The organism is Vibrio sp. Vb1337 (genome assembly GCF_033338715.1).
GTDB classification, from domain to species: Bacteria; Pseudomonadota; Gammaproteobacteria; order Enterobacterales; family Vibrionaceae; genus Vibrio; species Vibrio alginolyticus.
In genome coordinates, this window is the sequence record NZ_JAWOTD010000005.1 from 261,018 (window position 1) to 279,816 (window position 18,799).

An 18,799-nucleotide genomic window follows, 5' to 3' on the forward strand; every position below is an offset into this window, starting at 1 on the left:
TAGAGTCTCGGTATATTCCACCTTTATAACACTTGTTTCTTGGCAGATTTTATACACCTTAAGCCAGAGCTCACTTTTTAATACTACTCATTATTCAATTAAAAGCAAAATATCCCATCAAGTTCCTTAATCTACACCCAAAGGAATAGTCACATTTGTCTAACTTTAATTTGACTTACATGTGTACGCTGATATTCTGGCGAACAGTTGTTAGCTCAAAGTTAGGGATACATCTGTGACTCAAAACAAACCACCTGTTATCTGGTTGAATACATTAATATTTTCTGCCAGTTTTGTTCTGACTTTTATTGTAATGCCTTGGTATGCATATCATTTTGGACTAGGTTGGGAACATCTAATTTGGGGAGTGATTGCATTTAGTTTTACTAACCTTTCTATTACAGCAGGCTATCATCGTCTCTGGAGCCACAAAACGTACGAAGCTCATCCTATTTTGCGCGCCATTTTTGCGATTGGAGGAGCATTTTCTTTGCAAAATAGTGCATTACATTGGTCTTCTGATCATCGTGTGCATCACAAACATGTCGACAATAACGATAAAGATCCGTACTCAGCCAAGCGGGGTTTTTGGTATTCTCACATTGGGTGGATGTTACGTGATTACAATAAATCAAAGGAAAACGAATATACAAACTGCCGTGACCTAAAGCGCGATAAAATCGTCATGTGGCAGCATAAGTATTATGTTCCACTTGCCCTACTGACTAATATTGGTTTCCCAGTCATGCTCGGACTGATCTACGGTGATATCTGGGGGATGTTATTGGTCGTTGGTGCGGCTCGACTCTTTATGAGTCACCATACGACTTTTTTCATTAACTCCCTCGCACATATTTGGGGTAAGCAAACTTTCACAGACAAAAACACTGCTCGCGATAATGGTGTACTCGCCTTTTTCACATTTGGAGAGGGTTACCATAATTTCCATCATATTTTCGAGAATGACTATCGCAATGGCGTGTATTGGTGGCATTACGACCCAACGAAGTGGTTGATAAAGTCATGTTCTTGGCTAGGACTCACATCTAAGTTGCGCACAACGCCTACATTTAGAATTGAAAAAGCCCGTGCGAGTCAACTTTTGAAGAAAGCAAGAGAAAAGCTAGAATCGAAACCGAACACGCAAACAATCCTCGATCAGCTACAGCACGAGTTTGATACTCTAGTTCATCACATGCAGGAATACTACGAGATGCGCAAAGAAGTACTCGGTGCCAAAACTGCCAGTGTGGTAAAGAAATACGAATGTTCTGTAACGAAAATGAAGTACCAGCAAATTAAAGCAGAGTTCGAACGGCAGCAACGTAGTTGGAACCTTATGGTTCGTCGATACGCATAGTTTATCCTCATTCTTACGATTACTTAGCTTCGCTTCGGCGAAGCTTTTTTGTTGTGAAGAGTGTTTTCCAATAATTGCTTACTGAGTAAAGTCTTTTTCCTATTGTGAATCAATTCACTCTTTATTCATTCACTTTCCTAGTCATATTTTCCTTCCTATAAATAGCTTCAAACCAGCACATAACACTTAGAAAACCAAATTCCAACAATACAATCTAACGAAATTATTTATTAAATTATTATTTGTCTCAGATCATGCAAGCCCCATATTTGTCTCGTGCCACAGCTAAGAATTCTGTAAATTCCTTGTCATAAACTGAAACAGTTTCTTTCTTTTTTACATAACATTCGGAGATCCCTATGTTAGAGCTCTTAATTGGCTTAGTGGTTACCATTGCGGTGGGTTACTTTATTGTCAAAGGCTATAAAGCTGCGGGCGTGTTACTGACAGCTGGTATTGCTTTACTTCTTATGACTGGCGTTTTGGGGCACGACGTGCTGCCGTCAAAAATCACCTCAACTGGTAACATGGTGACAGATGCGCTTGAATACGTGAAATACATGCTTCAATACCGCGGTGGCGGTCTTGGTATGCAAATCATGCTGCTTTGTGGTTTTGCGTCATACATGACTCATATCGGCGCGAACAACGTGGTAGTGAAACAGTTCTCTAAACCGCTTTCTGTCATCAAGTCTCCTTACGTCCTTTTGGTAGCGGCTTACATTGTGGCGTGTTTAATGTCTCTTGCGGTAAGTTCTGCAACAGGCCTTGGCGTACTATTAATGGCGACACTATTCCCTATGATGGTCGCGATGGGCATTTCTCGTCCAGCAGCCGTTGCAGTGTGTGCCTCTCCAGCGGCAATCATTCTTTCTCCTACTTCTGGTGATGTTGTTATCGCAGCAGAAAAGTCTGGTTTAGAGCTTGATGTGTTTGCGGTACAAACTGTGTTGCCTGTTTCTATTTGCGCAATCATCGTCATGGCAGCGGCAGCGTTCTTCTGGAACAAATACTTAGATAAGAAAGAAAATACACCAATGGAAAAAATTGATGCATCAGAGATCAAAGCTGACGCACCAGCGTTTTATGCAGCTCTTCCATTTCTACCTATCATCGGCGTTTTCCTATTCAACGGTCGTACCATTCCAGGACTTAGTCTAGACATCTACACTATTGTGGTTGGTTCGATTTTCCTTGGAGCTCTGATCCATTATGTTGTAAATAAGTTCGATGGTAAGAAATCACTAGAAGATTTAGATTCTTGCTACGCAGGCATGGCTGACGCGTTCAAAGGCGTTGTGATGCTTTTGGTTGCCGCTGGGGTTTTTGCACAAGGTCTGATGTCTATCGGTGCTATCGATAACCTACTTCATCTAGCAGATAATGCTGGTGCAGGCGGCGTTGCTTTAATGCTTATTCTAACTGCATTGACAGTTGCAGCAGCAATTGCAACGGGTTCGGGTAACGCGCCTTTCTATGCGTTCGTGGAGTTAGCACCATCTTTAGCTGCTAAAATGGGATTAAACCCTGCGTTCCTAATTATCCCGATGCTTCAAGCATCAAACCTAGGCCGTACTATCTCACCAGTATCTGGCGTAATCGTTGCGACATCAGGTATGGCAAACATCAGCCCGTTTGAGGTTGTAAAACGCACATCCGTTCCAGTTCTAGCAGGCCTTATCACGGTGATTATTGGTACTATGGTGCTTGTTCCAATGAGTGCCTAACGGTATTGCCACGATCAAACTAAAAGCAATATCCGAACAAAATTACGTTTAATTAAAAACGCCAGCAAATGTGCTGGCGTTTTTTTTATTCTAATGTGTTGATTTACGCTGACTTAAATCGGTCAGGAATCTTAGTGATGCTCTCTCTGTAGCTAAACCATAAGTAGGTAACGGCAAGCGAAAAGAATAAATATGAAAGTGCGAATACGATTGGAGACGTGATTAATTCCGCGGACATTCCCCACATCACACCGACTACGGTTATCGTCAACTTAGAAAGCATACCGCAAATGAGTAGGAATAAAGCAAGCTGTGGAAAGCGCGAGCTGCGAAATGCGAAGAAATAACAGCTACCTACCGCTAAAGAAGCAATAGATAAGCCCAACATAAATGAATGGATGTGGTCTGCTGATGCGATACCAGCGGATACCGAAGCCATGAGTAATAGGAACAGTTTCATAAGTCACCTCACAACAAATCTAAAAAGCATCCCTTCATAAATGAAAACTCATTTTTCACTATATTCTGCGCCTAAAATCAGCAATTACAAGTTACTTTTTTGCTCACTTAATGAACATAAAAGCTAATCAGCTTCAATTATTACAAAAGGTTAACAATTAAAAATTAAGAAACCCTTTGCATCTGATACTTACGACAGTTAGATGATAAATTCGCCATTTTTGTTACAGATGGTTAACATGGAAACATTTTGAAATTTTTTATTTGAAATGTGAACTGTGCACTCAACAGCGTAAAACCTCTCTGTCTTGACTCATCATTCGTTATTAGCGAACAAAAAATATCACTTTTTTACAACGTTCTTACTACATACAAAACCATGAATTCACATCCACTTTTAATGTTGCAAATTATTTTATCAGTAACCGTAAAAAGAGATTCCAATCACATATTTATTGGTTATAATCCGCGCTCATTGCGTTAAACGTTGAAAAACGCAAACTAATTTTGATAAAAAACATCTTTAAACCAACCTTCTTTGCGGCATTGCCAATAAGAGGAAAAACTGAGAATAAAAATGAGCAAGATTGATAAAGCTATGCGCATCCTGTTAGCAGGGTTCTGTATCAACCTTTGTCTTGGCATCCTGTATGCTTGGAGTGTATTCAACAAGGCACTGGTAACTGAATCAGGCTGGAGTGCTGCAGAAGCTTCTGCACCTTACGCAACTGCAACCATCACTTTCTCTATCTGTCTTCTTATTGCAGGCATTCTTCAAGACCGCATGGGCCCTCGAATGATCCTTATCCTAGGTACTGTTCTTACAGGTCTGGGCATGATCGCGTCTGGCTTTGTGAACTCTCCACTAATGTTGAACATTACATTCGGTGTGATCACAGGTGCAGGTATCGGTTTTGGTTACGCATGCCTATCACCTTCTGCGATGAAGTGGTTCCACGCTTCGAAGAAAGGTATGGTTAACGGCATTATTGCGGCAGGTTTCGGTCTAGCGGCTATTTACCTTGCGCCAGTAACTTCTGCGCTAATAGACAGCATGGGCATTCAAACTAGCTTTATGGTTCTTGGTGTTGGTATCCTAGCGATTGCAGTTCCTCTTGCAGCAACCATCAACAACCCACCAGCAGACTACACACCTGCTGAGCCTAAAGTAAAAGAAGGCCAAGCACCTAAAGCGGTGAAAAAGTCAGATGACTTAACTTGGAAAGCAATGTTGAAAACGCCACAGTTCTACTCTCTATGGATCATGTACGCGTTTGCAGCTTCTGTTGGTCTAATGATCATTGGTAACATCACGACAATCGCAAGCGTTCAAGCAAACTTGCCAAACGCGGTTTACCTAGCGTCTATTCTTGCTGTATTCAACTCTGGCGGTCGTGTTGCCGCGGGTATGCTTGCAGATAAAATCGGCGGTGTTCGTACGCTTCTACTCGCGTTCGTTCTACAAGGCGTAAACATGGTGCTGTTCGCGACGTTCGACTCTGAGTTTACACTAATCATCGGTACAGCAATCGCAGCGGTAGGTTACGGTACACTTCTAGCGGTATTCCCTACTCTAACGGCTGAGTTCTACGGTCTGAAAAACTACGGCACTAACTACGGCGTACTTTACACAGCATGGGGTATTGGTGGTGCAATCGGCGCAGCGGTTGTTGGTTTCTCGATGACAAATGGCGACGGCTACACCTTGGCTTACACAATTTCTTCTGCAATGATGGCAGTATGTATCGTACTTGCGTTCATCACTAAGCCATTGTCTGAAGCGAAAGTAGCACAGCTAAAAAACGCATAATTGCGAATTGATTTGATAGCGAAAAGGCTTAACCTATGGGTTAAGCCTTTTTTGTTATCGGTCGTTTATGGAAAGCCCTATCGAACTTGCACCAGACTACTATCTAGAGAACTTCTTCAAGCTGACTCATCACGCAATAACTTGGTACAGCGATTTACTGACCAAGGAAGAACACGCATGGCTTTGCTCGTTTGATTCTTTGAGCAAACACGCCCAGTGCCTTTTGGTGCGTTTATACAGCCGAAAGGGATGTTGGTTTCGAAGTGATAAGCTGAGTTATCAAGAAATACCTTCTATCAATGAAGCACTGGCAGAATTGAGTCAGCATGAGTTTGTAGCCCTTTCCCCACCCCTTTCTCATCAAGAGTTAGCGGCTAATTTACTGACCAAGCCAGAAATCTCCACGCTTTATCCCGAACTGCCGAAATCACTCAAGAAAGACGCCCTTGTCGAACGTTTGAGTAATGCGGAATTTGATCGTACAGAGAAGCTTGAGTTTACGATCGTCAAACTCAATTCAGCTCATATGATCGACGTGTTGCTCACTCTGTTTTTTGCCAACACCCATCAAGACTTAAGTCAGTTTGTGCTTGATGACTTAGGTTTGCATCAGTTCGAGCAATATCAATTGAGTAAAGTGCGCCGTTTCTTTGATTCACGTGAGCAAATAGACCGCTTAATTGAACTGAGCCAGTTGGCCAACCTGTACTGGCAATTTGACCGAAAAGACAAAGCCAATCTCGACTTATTAATTGAGGCAATGCCTCAGCCCGTTAAACACCGTTACGTAGATCGTAAACGCGAGCACATGTTGAATGACATAGCACGTGATTACGAACGGCTTAATGATCTAGAGACCGCCCTGTCTCTATTTGGCCAAACTCAACTCACACCGAGCCGAGAACGACGCGCACGTATCTATGACAAATTAAACCATGATGATTTATTTGGTGACATTGTCACAGATATGCTTAACTCACCGATCGATGTATCTGAGCTCGAAGTTGCACAAAAACTTGAGCAACGGTTAAAACGAAAACAAGGCGAGAAAGTGCCAAGAGTGACGAAGCCAACCTGTACGGAATACCGCCTTGAACTGGATTTATCTCAACAGAGAGTCGAACTCGCCAGCAAAGCGTATTTTGAGTCCTTAGGCTGGACTGTATTTTACGCCGAAAATGCACTGCTTAATGCATTACTTGGTCTCACTTTTTGGGATGCGATTTTTGCTCCTATTGAAGGGGCATTCATTAACGCTTATCAACACCGTCCTTTAGATTTATATCACTCGGATTTTGTTACCAAGCGCCAAGCTTTGATAGACACCGCTTTTGCCGAACTAGAAGCGGGCAACACCCAGATGTTATTGACAAAATACGATGAGAAGTTTGGCATCAGTAATCCATTTGTACATTGGAATTTAATAAGTAAAGAGCTACTCGAAACGGCACTCGATACAATCCCAACTAGCATGTTGGTGGCGCTATTTAAAATACAATTGAGTGACCTAAAGCTTTACCGCAATGGGATGCCTGATCTGATTGCTTTCAAAGAAAACGAGTTCGAGTGGATTGAAGTGAAAGGCCCTGGCGATAAACTCCAGGATAACCAATGGCGTTGGATCAAAGAGTTTACTCGCCTTAATGTCCCGTTTGCGGTGTGTTACGTCGCAGCAACTTAACTTACTCTATATAAAGAGCTTGGTGTTTGTTCACTCAAACCGCCCCTCGGTTATCGCCCCTTGCTCTTTTTTCTAAACATTTTTTCGTTTCTTCACGATCGCTTCACGCTTCTTCACACAAAATGCGCTTCTACTCACTAAGTTGATTTGAAGAGGCAAAATAAAATGAACAAAACCATTCTTGCGTTACTCGTTACCTGCTCAGTTTCGGTATCTGCGGCTCCTTATGTAGGTCTGGAATATGGACTAGGTACCACTGACCATGACTTGGAACCTCACTTTTCATCTGAAAATGTAACACTTAATCCAGAACTTGAGGATGGTATCTTCTCAGGTTTTATCGGTTACTCGTTTAATGACAATTGGGCAATTGAGCTAGGTTACAGCCAGTTTGACCTTGATGACGGCCGTTCTAAGAACCTTGGTATCAAGACAATTGATGGCAAAGATTACCATCATGAAATGGATTGGGATGCCTCTATCACAGCCAAACAAGTCTCGCTAGCACCAGTGTTTAGCTATGCATTAAGTGATAAATGGACAACAAAATTCAAAGCGGGTTTAACTTACACACAATACGACGCCAAGGTTGCTCAACATCAAGAATATGAGCTTGTCGCGAATGACGATGTGGAAATAAGCAACACGCTTTTCCATAGCTCGGAGAAAAGCAACGAGTTAGGCGCAATGTTCTCTGTGGGCGCGGAATACCAAGTGTTGCCAAAGCTCACCATTGGCGCAAACGCTAAATACCAACTAGACAGCTACGCAAACACTGCATCCTTTAATGTAGGCACAACTTATTACTTCTAATATCAGGAGAGGATAATGAAAAGAGTATTGTTAACATCCATGCTTGCCCTACTTTCAAGCTCGGCTTTCGCCGCGTTTAATGGCCCAGAAGTCAGTGCAATCAATACGGTGAAAGAGGCGCGCAACGCAACCGACGACAGCGCTGTAGTGCTAACCGGGCATATTGTTCAATCATTTGGTAACGAGACTTACTTGTTCAAAGACAACACTGGTGAAATCGAAGTAGAGATCGACAACGAAGATTGGATGGGTCAAGAAGTGACACCAAAAGATACCGTAATGATTCGAGGAGAGGTTGACGCAGATTGGACAACTACGCAAATAGACGTTGAGACCATTCAAAAACGTTAAGAAGTTGACTAATACCTCAACACAAATAACACAGCCACATTTTAGTGGCTGTGTTACGCAATAATCATGGAAAACGCTCGTTTAGCTAGTCAAGCAAGGGCAATCTTGCGGTACGACTAATCGTATACTCTTAGGCTGAACATCAAATCTAATGGTTCTCGAATGATAAGGTTCTCCATCTAAATTAAGAGGCAATGGATTCGGGAAGTCTATCTCCAACCAGCTTGCTCTTGTGTACTTCACAAACTCTCCTTTCTCACTCGGGTTATTGATCTCGTCGATTACTTTAGGCAGCTCATGAGGTAAAAATGGGCGCACCAATGTTAGATCCATCAGCCCATCATTAATCATCGCTTTTGGAGCTAACTCTTGCCCACCTCCAGCAAGGCGCCCATTACAAAACGCACCGAGCAACATTTCTCCCTGATACGCACCACCTTCAATCGTTATTGTTCCGTCATATGGTTTAAAGCCAAGTGCTTTTACAACACCAGTTAGCGTGTAAGCTCCGCCGCCAAGAAAGTTTTTGAGTTCAACAGGCGTTTCTGCTGTAACTTCTGCGCCAAACCCTGCTGTTGCCACGTTAATAAAGCAGCGATCGTTCGCTTTGACGCAATCGACCAAAGCGGACTGCCCCTCAACAGCAAGAGATAAAGACGCCTTAATGGAATTAGGTACTTGAATAGCGGTAGCAAAGTCATTGGCGGTACCAAGGGGAATAATGGCTAACTCAGGGCGTTTTTCTTCGTCAATTTGAATAATCGCAGAAGCCGCCTCATTGACGGTCCCATCGCCACCAGCGACAACAATACGTTCAATGCCTTCATCAACCGCTTCTTTCACTAGCCGCGTCATGTCTTGAGATTCCCACGTCACACGCACCTGTACGTCGATGCCTTTTTCTCTCATTTTCATGATTGCATCTCTTAACTCTGGATTCCCAGCTTTTTTTCCGTTAAGGATGGCACGTATTGTCTTTTTCATTGCACTTCCTATTGGTTGATGACTTTTCCTGCTTGCTTAATCTGTGAACGCAACCACTGATGGGCGCTGTCGTTTGTGCGACTAGGATGCCAGATTGTGCAAAGCTCATACATTTGTTCATCAAATGGCATTGATAAAGATTTAACATGATAGGTGTTATTGAACAAGTTGATCATCGACTCTGGCATTAAACCAATGTATTCACTACCACAAATAATTGGGAGCATTTCTAGTACGCCCGAGGCTCGATACTTAATCTTTCTCTTATCCAAGTCGACAATGTCATCGGCGTTTAACAAGCTCTTACGACTCTGCCACTGCGAAACCACTACATGTTCTTCTTCAAAAAATTGTTCAGCCGTAATCTCGTCATTCAGGCGTGGATGCGCTTCGCTACATACCACCACCAAACGCTCCGTAAGTACAGTTTCCAGTTTTAACACCGTTCTTGCTCTTGGTGTGATATCAATGATCAAATCGTATCGTTGTAACCGCAGATCACTTTCAAAATCTTCCGTAAAAAGCGGATGTACTTCTAATGCAACATTTGGCGCCGACACACGGATTTGTTTCATGACTTGAGGTAGCAACTCAAAACTTGCAACGGACACACAGGCAATAGAAAACACTCTATTCGACACTTTAGGGTCAAACTCACTAGAGGCCGATAATGTCGAAGTGAAATTTTGTACTGAAGCAAGAAGAGCAGGATAAATATCCATCGCAAACGAGGTAGGCTCGACACCTTTAACGCAACGATGAAACAATGGATCATCGTAGATATCACGTAGCCTTGCTAGCGCTTTACTCACCGCAGGCTGGGTGATGTTTAAACGAGCCGCCGCCCGAGACAAGTTACGCTCTTCATAGATGGCAGTGAAAATGGGAATAAGATTAAGGTCGGTCGGTTTCATGCTATTAAATTTTTCAAAAGTCACTTTCTCTATTTTAATCTAACAGCATGATCGTTCACGCAGCCAAGTGCAATAAATGGGCGGTATCGCTTGTTTTAATGAGTTTTAACTCAATTTTGACGCACTTCATTCACTACATAAACTGGCACCGTAGTGCAACGTAAAGCTTGACTTAGGCTTTGCCTAGGTAAGGGGTAAGAAACTCGCTGACTTCCTCGCCGCATAAACCAGTTTCTACCTCTATACCTGCTTGTTTTAGAATCTCGATACCTCCACCACTGTTGCGCGGGTCGGGGTCCAATATGGCTACGACGACTTTGCTTATGCCGGATTTGACTAATGTCACCGCGCAAGCTGGCGTGCGACCAACAAACGAACACGGTTCCAGCGTAACGTATGCCGTCACCGATTCTAACGAGCCTTGATACGCATTCAGCGCTTCCACTTCCGCGTGATTGCCACCAATCGCCTGAGTATGACCTTCAGAAACGATTTGATTGTCTTTCACTAACACGCAGCCAACCGGCGGGTTGGGTTGACATTCAGGAAGCGCATTTTTGGACACTTCCAATGCGCGGCGCATAAACTCTTGGCTCATTTGAACTCTATTCTCTAATAAAAACGAGGCGCTATATTAGCGCCCCGTTTTATTCATTGCCATCTCTTCCAATGACTTTGTCCAGTTCTGGTAACGCTCGTGGAATACGGAATTTAAAGCGTTGTTGTTTGGTCTGGATCTTGCGCCACATCGACTTCATTAAATGAGCGCTATTTTCACCATTTTGCATTCGCGACGCACTTTTTTGCCACGATTCACTCGAATCGGCTTTGGTCATTTCCAGCTCTGCCGTATTTAAACGCAATTGTTTGTACAATACGGTCCTTGCTTCAGACCAACGTTTAGCCTTTAACAAACGGTGGAACGTCAACCATGCTGGTGTCGGTCTGTTGCGGTAGTAACGTTTAATGGCTACCAATGAAACAGTCACAAAACCCAACAATACAAGCGTGGAAACAATCCATGCAAAATACGTTTTGATGAAGGATTTCAACGTGTGCTTCGCGGCAAATGTTTTGCCCTCTAACACCACCGTTTCCACTTGCTGAGTCTTACTGTTCCACCAACGGAACTCATAATCTGGCAGGGTTAATTCACCACCTTGTTGAATCACATACACGCTCTCTTCTGTGCGTGTTGACTGGTAATCACCACGAGTTTGCGTATCCGTAAGACGGTGCGGTTGAGGATACGCTTGGTAACGGGTTGTTGATTCTCCTTTCAGCAAGTCTGGTAACAACACAGAAAGTGAATCTTGAGCTGAAATAGTGATTTTACGCGTGATTGCATCCCCAACTTTGAGTGACTCAGTGGAGGTTTCCCACTCTTGCTTTACCTCTACATCTGTTGCAGAAAACCAAGGTGTCTCACCACTCAGCAGGCCCGATGGCAATACGGTTTTGAACTTAATCGGCTGCGTGTAAAGTGTGCCTGACACCTTCTCGCCGTCCGGCGCAGACACCTGAACGCCCACTGCGACAGGTGGAATCACAAAATCACCAGAAGCTTGAGGATACAAAGTCACTTCCCAGCGTTGACGCGACCAAGTTTGTCCCTCTTTTTGCTCAGTAAAGTTGGTTGCTAGTTGATTACGCTGTTTGGCGATAACATTGGGTATTTCAATATTGCCAATTCTCGTACCACCCGTAAACCAACGCGGCGTTGCCACTTCGATGGTTAAAATAACTTGCTCATTGACGCTAAAACTTGGTGTTTTCCTCTTCTCTCCAGCCATTGGTTGTTTACCAACCCACGCTTGTAACTCAACTCCATGCTTTCGTTGAACGTCACGAATATCTTGAGCCAACACACTACTGCTCAGGAGGAAGCCGAAACAGATAACTAACCACAAGGGTAAAGCAAAGTGCGTAAAACGGTGGCTTTTCATCATTGCACCGCCTCCTCTGTATTTTCGTTCGCAGTAGAGGTTGATTCTCCGGTTTCTATTGAACGCAATTGAATCTGAAACTTCGCATTTAAGAAGTATTTAGGATCCGCTTCGACTCGCTTTAACCATTTGTCGGCTAATTCTTGGCTACCTAAGATGTCGTCTGCACTTAACGTTTCTTTAATCATCAACTCCGCTGACGTTTTTTCATCCGCCCCTTCTGCGGTTTGAGGGTTATCGCCTAGCTCGGTTGATGCTTCTTGCTCCGTTCCTGCCTGACTCTCACTCATCCGGTTGATGTCCTCTACAATACCACCAATCACTTTCAAGTTATGCTCAACATCCGGTCTTAGCCTCTCGCTCAACGTTGGCTTGTTGGCTAGGGATTTTAACAAGTCACGTGCAGCCAAATATTCACGCTGACGCGCCAATGCACTCGCCGCATTATAAAGACCGTAATCTCGAACCTCTTCGGACGGGTCGTTTTGCATTTCCAAAAACGCACTGTGCGCGAGCTCAAACTCGCTAGCGTAGTAGTACGCCGTGCCTTTGCGTAATGGATCGACAAAGTGTTTTGCAGCTTCTAAATACGCTTGTTGGTTGAACAAACGCTGTCCTTGTTGGTCTGGCGTCAGCCACAAATCCCACCACCATTGCGCCACCTTGTCGAAGGTCGTCACTTTTTGCACAACTTGTGGCTGCTCGGCTTTAACAGAAATGTTCTCCGCCATTGCACTGGTCGGCATCAACAGTGTACCGCTCACCATCGCAATCACACACCATTGCACTAACCACCCTTTTCTAAACCACAGCATCATGATCAACGCGATTGGAAACAGAAGTTGATAACCCATGTCTTTCCAAGGCATTGAAGATTCGCCATTAAGCTGCATATTGCGCTCAACGTATCGGTTCAGTTGCTCGATATCACTGTTATCGACGGTCACTTCCATTAATCGACCGTTGGTCTGGCTGGCCAGTTTTTGTAGAGAATCCAAATCCATTGGGTTGTTACTCACAATGTCAGCGTTCCCTGTCGCAAGAATTAACAGTTGATAAGGTTTGCCCGAGAAATACGCTTGGTATTGCTCAATCGTGGCAGGATTAACGCCATCACTCACCAACAGAACGGTAGAGCCTGGTTGACCTTGCAATTGTTGGTCAATTAACGGCAAGGCTTTTTCGGCAAGCTTACCTTGCACGGGCATAATTTCTGGCGTAATGGCCGCCAAAAACGGGTCAAATACTTTGCTGTCTTGAGTTATAGGCATCGCGACATGAGCACTGCCCGCGAACACGACTAAACCCGTTTTTCCGCCTTTTCGCGCGGCTAGCAAATCGCGTATTTTCTGTTTGGAACGCTCAAGGCGGCTTGGTGGGAGATCTTTTTGCAGCATCGAGTCGCTGTTATCAAGCACCACAAGCATAGAGGCTTTATCTTCGCCAAAGGGAGAAGATTCTCGTTGCCATGTTGGGCCTGCACAAATCACAATGGCGATGAACACAATCAGCATCAAGAGCTTAAGCGGCAGTTGCTTACGCCAGCCTCGCTCACCTATCGTCAAAGCATTGCGTAAATGTTCGGGCAGAATATCCTTCCAGCTTGGCTTGCTTTCTTCTCGCCAGCGTAACCACACCAAGAAAAACATGGGTACCAAAGCCAGTAACCACAGTGGTCGAATAAAATGAAACTGCGTAAAGAATTGCGTCCAACTAAGAGAATCAAACATCGCTCTCTCCTAATGATGATCGTGTAACAGCCTTTCTTTTGAGTGTTGCGACGCTGAACGCGAGCAAATGCATGATGACCACTAACGCCATCAAGTAATGATGAAGGCTTTGTTTTGGGCGGTATGTAGTGCTTTCGTAAAGTTGAGGTTCCAGTTTGCCAATTTCGTCGTAGGCAGCCGATAGTTCATCACGGTTGAGTGCTTTAAACGCTTCACCGCCGGATTCTTTCGCAATGCGATGAATCGTCTCCATATCCAACGCGGTTTCACCTATCGTTTCCGGATCGCCCATCGCAATGACGTGTACTCTCACGCCTTTGGCTTTCGCCACTTTCGCCGCATCAATCGGTTCAACAAAACTGCCCGTGTCGTTACCATCGGTTAATACAATCGCGACTTTTTCACGGTTTTGGTCTTGTTCTAAAGCACCACGCGACTTATCGCTTTGCTCAAAAACTTTAATCGCTAAGCCAATCGCATCACCAAGATGGGTACTCTGCCCTGCCATTGCCACATCGGTTTGGTTAAGCAGTTCGAGCCACACTTTTTGGTCTGCGGTAAATGGCGTTTGCACGAAAGCAGCATCACCAAAAAGCACCAAGCCTAATCGGTCACCTTTACGAGACTGAACAAACTCCGACAGCACTTCTTTTGCCGCATCAAGACGAGAAATTTTTTCGCCTGTACGTGAGGTGAAATCTGGCTCGGCCATGGAGCCCGAAAGATCCACCACCACCATCACATCGCGACCTAAACTCTCGCGAACTTGAGGCTCGCCTAACACGGTGGGTTTTGCCATCGCACACACCACCAAAAGCCATGAGAGAATTAACGTTGCTCGTTGCCACCAACTCGGGGTCAACTGGCTTGCACCTTCTGATGGCGTCTCGCCAATCGCTTCCACCAGCTGACTAAAAAACGGCACTTTGATCGCCATTTGCTTAGTGCGATATGCAGGCACCAAGTAGTACACCACCAACGGCAAGGGCAAAACCAGAAACCACATTGGGTGAGCAAATTCAAAACCAGACAAACCAGTTATCGATGCAAGAAGATCATTCATGTTGACCTCCCTGATGTGCTTTGCGTTTCAATCGTGGTGATTTCTTTGCCGCGCTTTTTTGAGCATCACCACGGTGTTCACTCACCCAGTTTTTCGCACGAGCAATAAGCGTTACTCGCTCTTCGTTGGTTAGCGTAACGCTTGGGTCGACAATACTTTGTAGCCAGCGCTTTGAAAGCTCATCGTTAAAGACCACAAGCGAGTTTGCTTGAGAATCTTCGGTTTGCGGATACAGCGCATCGAGCTTGCGCAGAAAGGCGGTATCAAACAATTTCGCGTTGCGGCTATCAATATGAATCAGCACTACTTTAAGCACAGAGAACAATACTTTTGGCATGTCTTTGTCGCTCGGGTTGATTTGCGAAATCGCCAGTAGAGCTTCTTTTCGGTAACGATTATGCCACCATTGCCGAGCCAAGCGATATGCGAAATATACCAATGCAATGAACGCAACCGCCGCTAAAATTTTCCAGCCAATAGTTTGCGGGTACCAACTCACGCTAGATGGTACGGCCACATCATGCAGCTCTCTGAGTATGTAGGTACTTGGAGGCGTAGGAAGATCACTCATTTAACGCCCTCCTACCAGTTTTTGAAATTGTTTAATGTGCTCACCTGTCGTATCGAGTTCGATGTGCGGAAGGTGTTTCATCGCCATAAGTTGAGAGAGTGATTGACGCTGTAAGCTAGTTCGAGCTTCAAGCTTTGCGCTCGCAGCTTCTACCTTTGCTTTGCTGTCTAAGTTGAGTTGATACTGCCCATCACCAACCACCCATTTCGATTTTGCCAAATCGTCTGGTAACGTTTGTTCTAATGGGTCGCTGACCATCACTGCGAGAACATCATTGTGCTGTTGTAGCTGTTTAAGATGGTCAAGATGGTGCTCCTCGCAGTCGCTCCAGTCGCTGATAAAAATCAAAGTGGATTGCTTGAGCTTCATGCGTTTAATGAGCTCAATCCATTGACTGAACGTTACTTTTTCGGAATTGCGGGAGTCCACATTGAGCGATTGATTGGCTTTAGCGAGACGCTTAAGCTGCGCCAGAAGATCGTTTTGCGAACGCTGTGCCTTGCTGTGAAACAACGCTTGCTGGGATGCGATGACAAAACCGACTCGGTCGCCATCTTTTAATACTCGCCACCCACACATCGCTGCGATCTCTGCCGCGACAACTGATTTCATTACTTGCGTCGAAGCAAAAAACATTGTGCTTCTCTGGTCGACACACACGATTACGTTGCGATCTTTTTCTTCTGTATAACTGCGTACGTGCGGCTTACCTGTACGCATCGTAACTTTCCAATCAAGGTTACGAATATCGTCACCCAATTGGTAATGGCGCAGCTCTTCGAAGTTCAATCCACGACCGCGAAACAACGAATTGTGTCGGCCAGAGAGTACGCTACCCGCCTTTAGGTGAGGAAGTAAACTGAATGATTCTGCTTGTGCTTGCAGACGTACTAAACGAGCGTAATCGCAGTACAAACGGGGATCCATCCCCTGTGATTTTGGCGCAAGAGTTGGCTTAGCCATAATGCCTCCCACTTACCCAATTTCTACACAATCTAGCAGCTCTTGTACGACTCGTTGATGATCTACCCCATCTGCCAGTGCATCGTAGGTCAAAGAAAAACGGTGGCCCAATACAGACGGAACCATGGCTCGCACATCGTCAGGAGTCACATGGTCACGTCCTTGCATCCACGCATACGCACGAACGCATTTGTCGAGAGCGATGGAAGCACGAGGACTAGAGCCAATCTCAATCCATTTTGCTAAGTTTGAATCGGCATAACGCTCTGGCTTACGAGTCGCCATCACTAACGCAACGATGTAGTTTTCCACTAGGTCTGATACCACGATGTTTGGTAACTGACGACGCGCTTCTAGCACCACGTCTGGCTCGATGTGTTTTGGCGTAATAATTTCGCTGCTGGTTTCCGCACCCAATTCTTCACTGCGCACCAAACGAATGATGTCACGTTCGGCGTCATCTTCTGGATAATCGACGGTAACCTTCATGATAAAGCGGTCCATTTGCGCTTCTGGCAGCGGGTACGTGCCCTCTTGCTCTACTGGGTTTTGCGTTGCAAGCACCATAAATAAGTCTGGCAATACGTGAGTTTTATCGCCTACTGTGATTGTGCCTTCGGCCATGGCTTCAAGCAGTGCCGCTTGTACTTTGGCAGGTGCACGGTTGACCTCATCAGCAAGTACAATGCTGTTAAAAATGGGCCCAGGTTGAAAGTGGAGTTGCGGCTTACCATCCAGCTCTTGATAAACCTCAGTACCCGTCACGTCAGATGGTAAAAGATCCGGCGTAAACTGGATTCGACCAAAACTGGTGTTTAACAAGTTCGCCAACGATTTTACGGAACGTGTTTTTGCCGTTCCCGGTAAACCTTCTAGCAGAATATGCCCATTTGTTAATAACCCGATGACTAAAGCTCGAACCACGTGGCTTTGTCCAATGACGCTTTTTTCTGTTTGTTCGATGAGTTCTTTTATCGCTTGTTGTGCGTGGTTCATAGGATACCTTTTCAATGGTTTAAGCCGTCTTTTCGATAGTTAAGTATAAGAACAAATGAAATAACTTAAGGTTATATTCACTATGTTATCTTTGCGGTTCTTGAGATTGGAGAAGTTGTGCAAGACCAACCAACATCGGTAACGCATAATCAAAGAACATTTTGATTCCCGAACACAAATAGTTTAGACCACTCTCACCATTCGGCGTTTTGATCAAACGGTTTTTTGGGCACTCACCCCAACAATAAGGCAAGTAAGGGCATTGCTTACAATACGTCGGTAATGAATCGCGTTTTGCCATGCCAAAAGTATATTGTCTTGTAGAGAAGGCCATTTCATTCAGTGAGTGTTCATGAATGTTGGCGAGTTTGTATTCTGGATACACATAGTGGTCGCAACTGAACACATCGCCATTGTGCTCAATCGCCAACCCTTTGCCACAAAACTCCGCCGTCACGCAAAGCTGAGACGGTTTCCCCATTACTTGCGCCACCGCGGTTTCAAACAGATTAACCAGCACACGGCCAAGATCGTTATTCACCCACTCTTCAAAGGTCGCCATTAAAAAGCGTCCCCAGTCTTCAGGGTCGACTGACCAATCCGTTACAATCGACATTGGATGCCCCGGTTTAGCCAGATCACTGCCTTTGGTTGGGATCATCTGTTCGTTCCAAAACTGCGGCGCGGTTGTTTGGAAGTTGTTGGCTTCTACCACCGGCGCAAACTGAATATAAGTCACACCCAATTCTTGGGTTAAAAATCGATATACTTCGAGCGGGTATTTCGCATTGTGACGATTCACCGTGACCAACGCGTTGAATTTCACGCCATGCGCTTTGAGCTTATCTACCGCTTTCATCACGAGATCAAACGTTGGCTTACCGCTGCGGGTTTTGCGATATTTGTCGTGCAGCTCTCGTGGTCCATCAATCGACAAGCCAACTAGGAAGTTGTGCTCTTTTAAAAACGCACACCACTCATCGTTTAGCAAAATGCCGTTGGTCTGAAGGTCGTTTTCAATGCGAACGCCTTTCGGCTGATATTTCTTTTGCAAAGCTACGACATTGCGGAAATAGTCCAACCCAAGCAGCGTCGGCTCCCCGCCCTGCCATGAGAATACAATTTCTTCGCCATCCTGACTTTCGATATAGCTTTTCACGAACGCTTCCAGTGTTGCGTCGTCCATTTTTGGCTGCTTTTCTTGGTGCAGTAGATTTTCTTTATGCAGATAAAAGCAGTACTGACAATCGATGTTGCACTTTGCTCCGCCTGGCTTTGCCATCACATGGAATCGACGGTCATACGCGCCCAGAACAGGCGCTTTAGACGCCGTTTTAAGAGGAACAATAGGCATAGTAGTAGAATGGCGAGGGGAAATCTTACTCATACGTTTCTCACTATTACATATACCCAAATAACCTCGTGAGCGCT

General features: G+C 44.8%; 17 protein-coding genes. 6 read left to right on the top strand and 11 right to left on the bottom strand.

The window, feature by feature from the left end:
• Nucleotides 1-235: 235 nt before the first annotated feature.
• The gene (locus R7E42_RS08300) at nt 236-1,360 is read left to right on the top strand and encodes an acyl-CoA desaturase (protein ID WP_017821552.1); all 1,125 of its coding nucleotides are present in this window, start codon (nt 236-238) and stop codon (nt 1,358-1,360) included.
• A 359-nt stretch (nt 1,361-1,719) separates the two neighbouring features.
• Nucleotides 1,720-3,087, top strand: a complete 1,368-nt coding sequence (dcuC, locus tag R7E42_RS08305) for an anaerobic C4-dicarboxylate transporter DcuC (protein WP_318072573.1) — start codon at nt 1,720-1,722, stop codon at nt 3,085-3,087.
• A gap of 103 nt (nt 3,088-3,190) precedes the next feature.
• Here the strand turns inward: dcuC and R7E42_RS08310 are convergent, their stop codons facing one another.
• Entirely contained in the window at nt 3,191-3,547 is a 357-nt protein-coding gene (locus tag R7E42_RS08310; RefSeq protein WP_005376535.1) for a hypothetical protein, read from the bottom strand.
• 576 nt (nt 3,548-4,123) lie between these two features.
• Between R7E42_RS08310 and R7E42_RS08315 the strand changes: the two genes are divergently transcribed.
• The 4 genes from R7E42_RS08315 (at nt 4,124) to R7E42_RS08330 (ending at nt 8,201) form a co-directional block, all read left to right on the top strand.
• On the top strand, nt 4,124-5,356 hold the full coding sequence (locus tag R7E42_RS08315; protein WP_005388232.1) for an OFA family MFS transporter: 1,233 nt from the start codon (nt 4,124-4,126) through the stop codon (nt 5,354-5,356).
• Nucleotides 5,357-5,423: 67 nt separating this feature from the next.
• Nucleotides 5,424-7,037 carry a VRR-NUC domain-containing protein gene (locus R7E42_RS08320; protein WP_318072574.1) on the top strand — a complete coding sequence of 538 codons (1,614 nt, stop codon included), beginning with the start codon at nt 5,424-5,426 and terminating at the stop codon, nt 7,035-7,037.
• A gap of 165 nt (nt 7,038-7,202) precedes the next feature.
• Nucleotides 7,203-7,850 (top strand): AcfA family outer membrane beta-barrel protein, encoded by a 648-nt coding sequence (locus R7E42_RS08325; protein ID WP_104976146.1) that lies wholly within the window; start codon nt 7,203-7,205, stop codon nt 7,848-7,850.
• Between the two features lie 15 nt (nt 7,851-7,865).
• Entirely contained in the window at nt 7,866-8,201 is a 336-nt protein-coding gene (locus R7E42_RS08330) for a YgiW/YdeI family stress tolerance OB fold protein (RefSeq protein ID WP_130546257.1), read from the top strand.
• 81 nt (nt 8,202-8,282) lie between these two features.
• Here R7E42_RS08330 and yegS read toward each other — a convergent pair whose 3' ends face one another.
• The 10 genes from yegS to R7E42_RS08380 form a co-directional block, all read right to left on the bottom strand.
• Nucleotides 8,283-9,185, bottom strand: coding sequence for a lipid kinase YegS (yegS, locus tag R7E42_RS08335; RefSeq protein WP_169628690.1), 903 nt, complete (start codon nt 9,183-9,185; stop codon nt 8,283-8,285).
• 8 nt (nt 9,186-9,193) lie between these two features.
• On the bottom strand, nt 9,194-10,099 hold the full coding sequence (locus R7E42_RS08340; protein ID WP_005376541.1) for a LysR family transcriptional regulator: 906 nt from the start codon (nt 10,097-10,099) through the stop codon (nt 9,194-9,196).
• Between the two features lie 172 nt (nt 10,100-10,271).
• Nucleotides 10,272-10,697: a bifunctional diaminohydroxyphosphoribosylaminopyrimidine deaminase/5-amino-6-(5-phosphoribosylamino)uracil reductase RibD gene (locus R7E42_RS08345; RefSeq protein WP_318072575.1), complete on the bottom strand. Its 426-nt coding sequence runs from the start codon at nt 10,695-10,697 to the stop codon at nt 10,272-10,274.
• 49 nt (nt 10,698-10,746) lie between these two features.
• Nucleotides 10,747-12,048, bottom strand: coding sequence for a BatD family protein (locus tag R7E42_RS08350; protein ID WP_213968445.1), 1,302 nt, complete (start codon nt 12,046-12,048; stop codon nt 10,747-10,749).
• Nucleotides 12,045-13,775 (bottom strand): VWA domain-containing protein, encoded by a 1,731-nt coding sequence (locus R7E42_RS08355; RefSeq protein ID WP_213972726.1) that lies wholly within the window; start codon nt 13,773-13,775, stop codon nt 12,045-12,047. The genes R7E42_RS08350 and R7E42_RS08355 overlap by 4 nt, the downstream gene beginning before the upstream one ends.
• Nucleotides 13,768-14,838 carry a vWA domain-containing protein gene (locus tag R7E42_RS08360; RefSeq protein ID WP_213972725.1) on the bottom strand — a complete coding sequence of 357 codons (1,071 nt, stop codon included), beginning with the start codon at nt 14,836-14,838 and terminating at the stop codon, nt 13,768-13,770. Before R7E42_RS08360 ends, R7E42_RS08355 begins: the two co-directional genes overlap by 8 nt.
• Nucleotides 14,831-15,409, bottom strand: a complete 579-nt coding sequence (locus R7E42_RS08365; protein WP_054577823.1) for a DUF4381 domain-containing protein — start codon at nt 15,407-15,409, stop codon at nt 14,831-14,833. The genes R7E42_RS08360 and R7E42_RS08365 overlap by 8 nt, the downstream gene beginning before the upstream one ends.
• On the bottom strand, nt 15,410-16,372 hold the full coding sequence (locus R7E42_RS08370) for a DUF58 domain-containing protein (protein WP_054577822.1): 963 nt from the start codon (nt 16,370-16,372) through the stop codon (nt 15,410-15,412).
• A gap of 12 nt (nt 16,373-16,384) precedes the next feature.
• Nucleotides 16,385-17,368: an AAA family ATPase gene (locus R7E42_RS08375; RefSeq protein WP_258656234.1), complete on the bottom strand. Its 984-nt coding sequence runs from the start codon at nt 17,366-17,368 to the stop codon at nt 16,385-16,387.
• Between the two features lie 85 nt (nt 17,369-17,453).
• On the bottom strand, nt 17,454-18,755 hold the full coding sequence (locus R7E42_RS08380; protein WP_033906479.1) for an anaerobic sulfatase maturase: 1,302 nt from the start codon (nt 18,753-18,755) through the stop codon (nt 17,454-17,456).
• Nucleotides 18,756-18,799 lie beyond the last annotated feature (44 nt).

Bases quoted from the DNA above. Each gene is read 5' to 3' on its own strand.
- R7E42_RS08340 (WP_005376541.1), bottom strand. From the start codon at position 10,099: ATGAAACCGACCGACCTTAATCTTATTCCCATTTTCACTGCCATCTAT.
- yegS (WP_169628690.1), bottom strand. From the start codon at position 9,185: ATGAAAAAGACAATACGTGCCATCCTTAACGGAAAAAAAGCTGGGAAT.
- R7E42_RS08360 (WP_213972725.1), bottom strand. From the start codon at position 14,838: ATGAATGATCTTCTTGCATCGATAACTGGTTTGTCTGGTTTTGAATTT.
- R7E42_RS08320 (WP_318072574.1), top strand. From the start codon at position 5,424: ATGGAAAGCCCTATCGAACTTGCACCAGACTACTATCTAGAGAACTTC.
- R7E42_RS08325 (WP_104976146.1), top strand. From the start codon at position 7,203: ATGAACAAAACCATTCTTGCGTTACTCGTTACCTGCTCAGTTTCGGTA.
- dcuC (WP_318072573.1), top strand. From the start codon at position 1,720: ATGTTAGAGCTCTTAATTGGCTTAGTGGTTACCATTGCGGTGGGTTAC.
- R7E42_RS08345 (WP_318072575.1), bottom strand. From the start codon at position 10,697: ATGAGCCAAGAGTTTATGCGCCGCGCATTGGAAGTGTCCAAAAATGCG.
- R7E42_RS08350 (WP_213968445.1), bottom strand. From the start codon at position 12,048: ATGATGAAAAGCCACCGTTTTACGCACTTTGCTTTACCCTTGTGGTTA.
- R7E42_RS08310 (WP_005376535.1), bottom strand. From the start codon at position 3,547: ATGAAACTGTTCCTATTACTCATGGCTTCGGTATCCGCTGGTATCGCA.
- R7E42_RS08380 (WP_033906479.1), bottom strand. From the start codon at position 18,755: ATGAGTAAGATTTCCCCTCGCCATTCTACTACTATGCCTATTGTTCCT.
- R7E42_RS08315 (WP_005388232.1), top strand. From the start codon at position 4,124: ATGAGCAAGATTGATAAAGCTATGCGCATCCTGTTAGCAGGGTTCTGT.
- R7E42_RS08355 (WP_213972726.1), bottom strand. From the start codon at position 13,775: ATGTTTGATTCTCTTAGTTGGACGCAATTCTTTACGCAGTTTCATTTT.
- R7E42_RS08370 (WP_054577822.1), bottom strand. From the start codon at position 16,372: ATGGCTAAGCCAACTCTTGCGCCAAAATCACAGGGGATGGATCCCCGT.
- R7E42_RS08375 (WP_258656234.1), bottom strand. From the start codon at position 17,368: ATGAACCACGCACAACAAGCGATAAAAGAACTCATCGAACAAACAGAA.
- R7E42_RS08330 (WP_130546257.1), top strand. From the start codon at position 7,866: ATGAAAAGAGTATTGTTAACATCCATGCTTGCCCTACTTTCAAGCTCG.
- R7E42_RS08365 (WP_054577823.1), bottom strand. From the start codon at position 15,409: ATGAGTGATCTTCCTACGCCTCCAAGTACCTACATACTCAGAGAGCTG.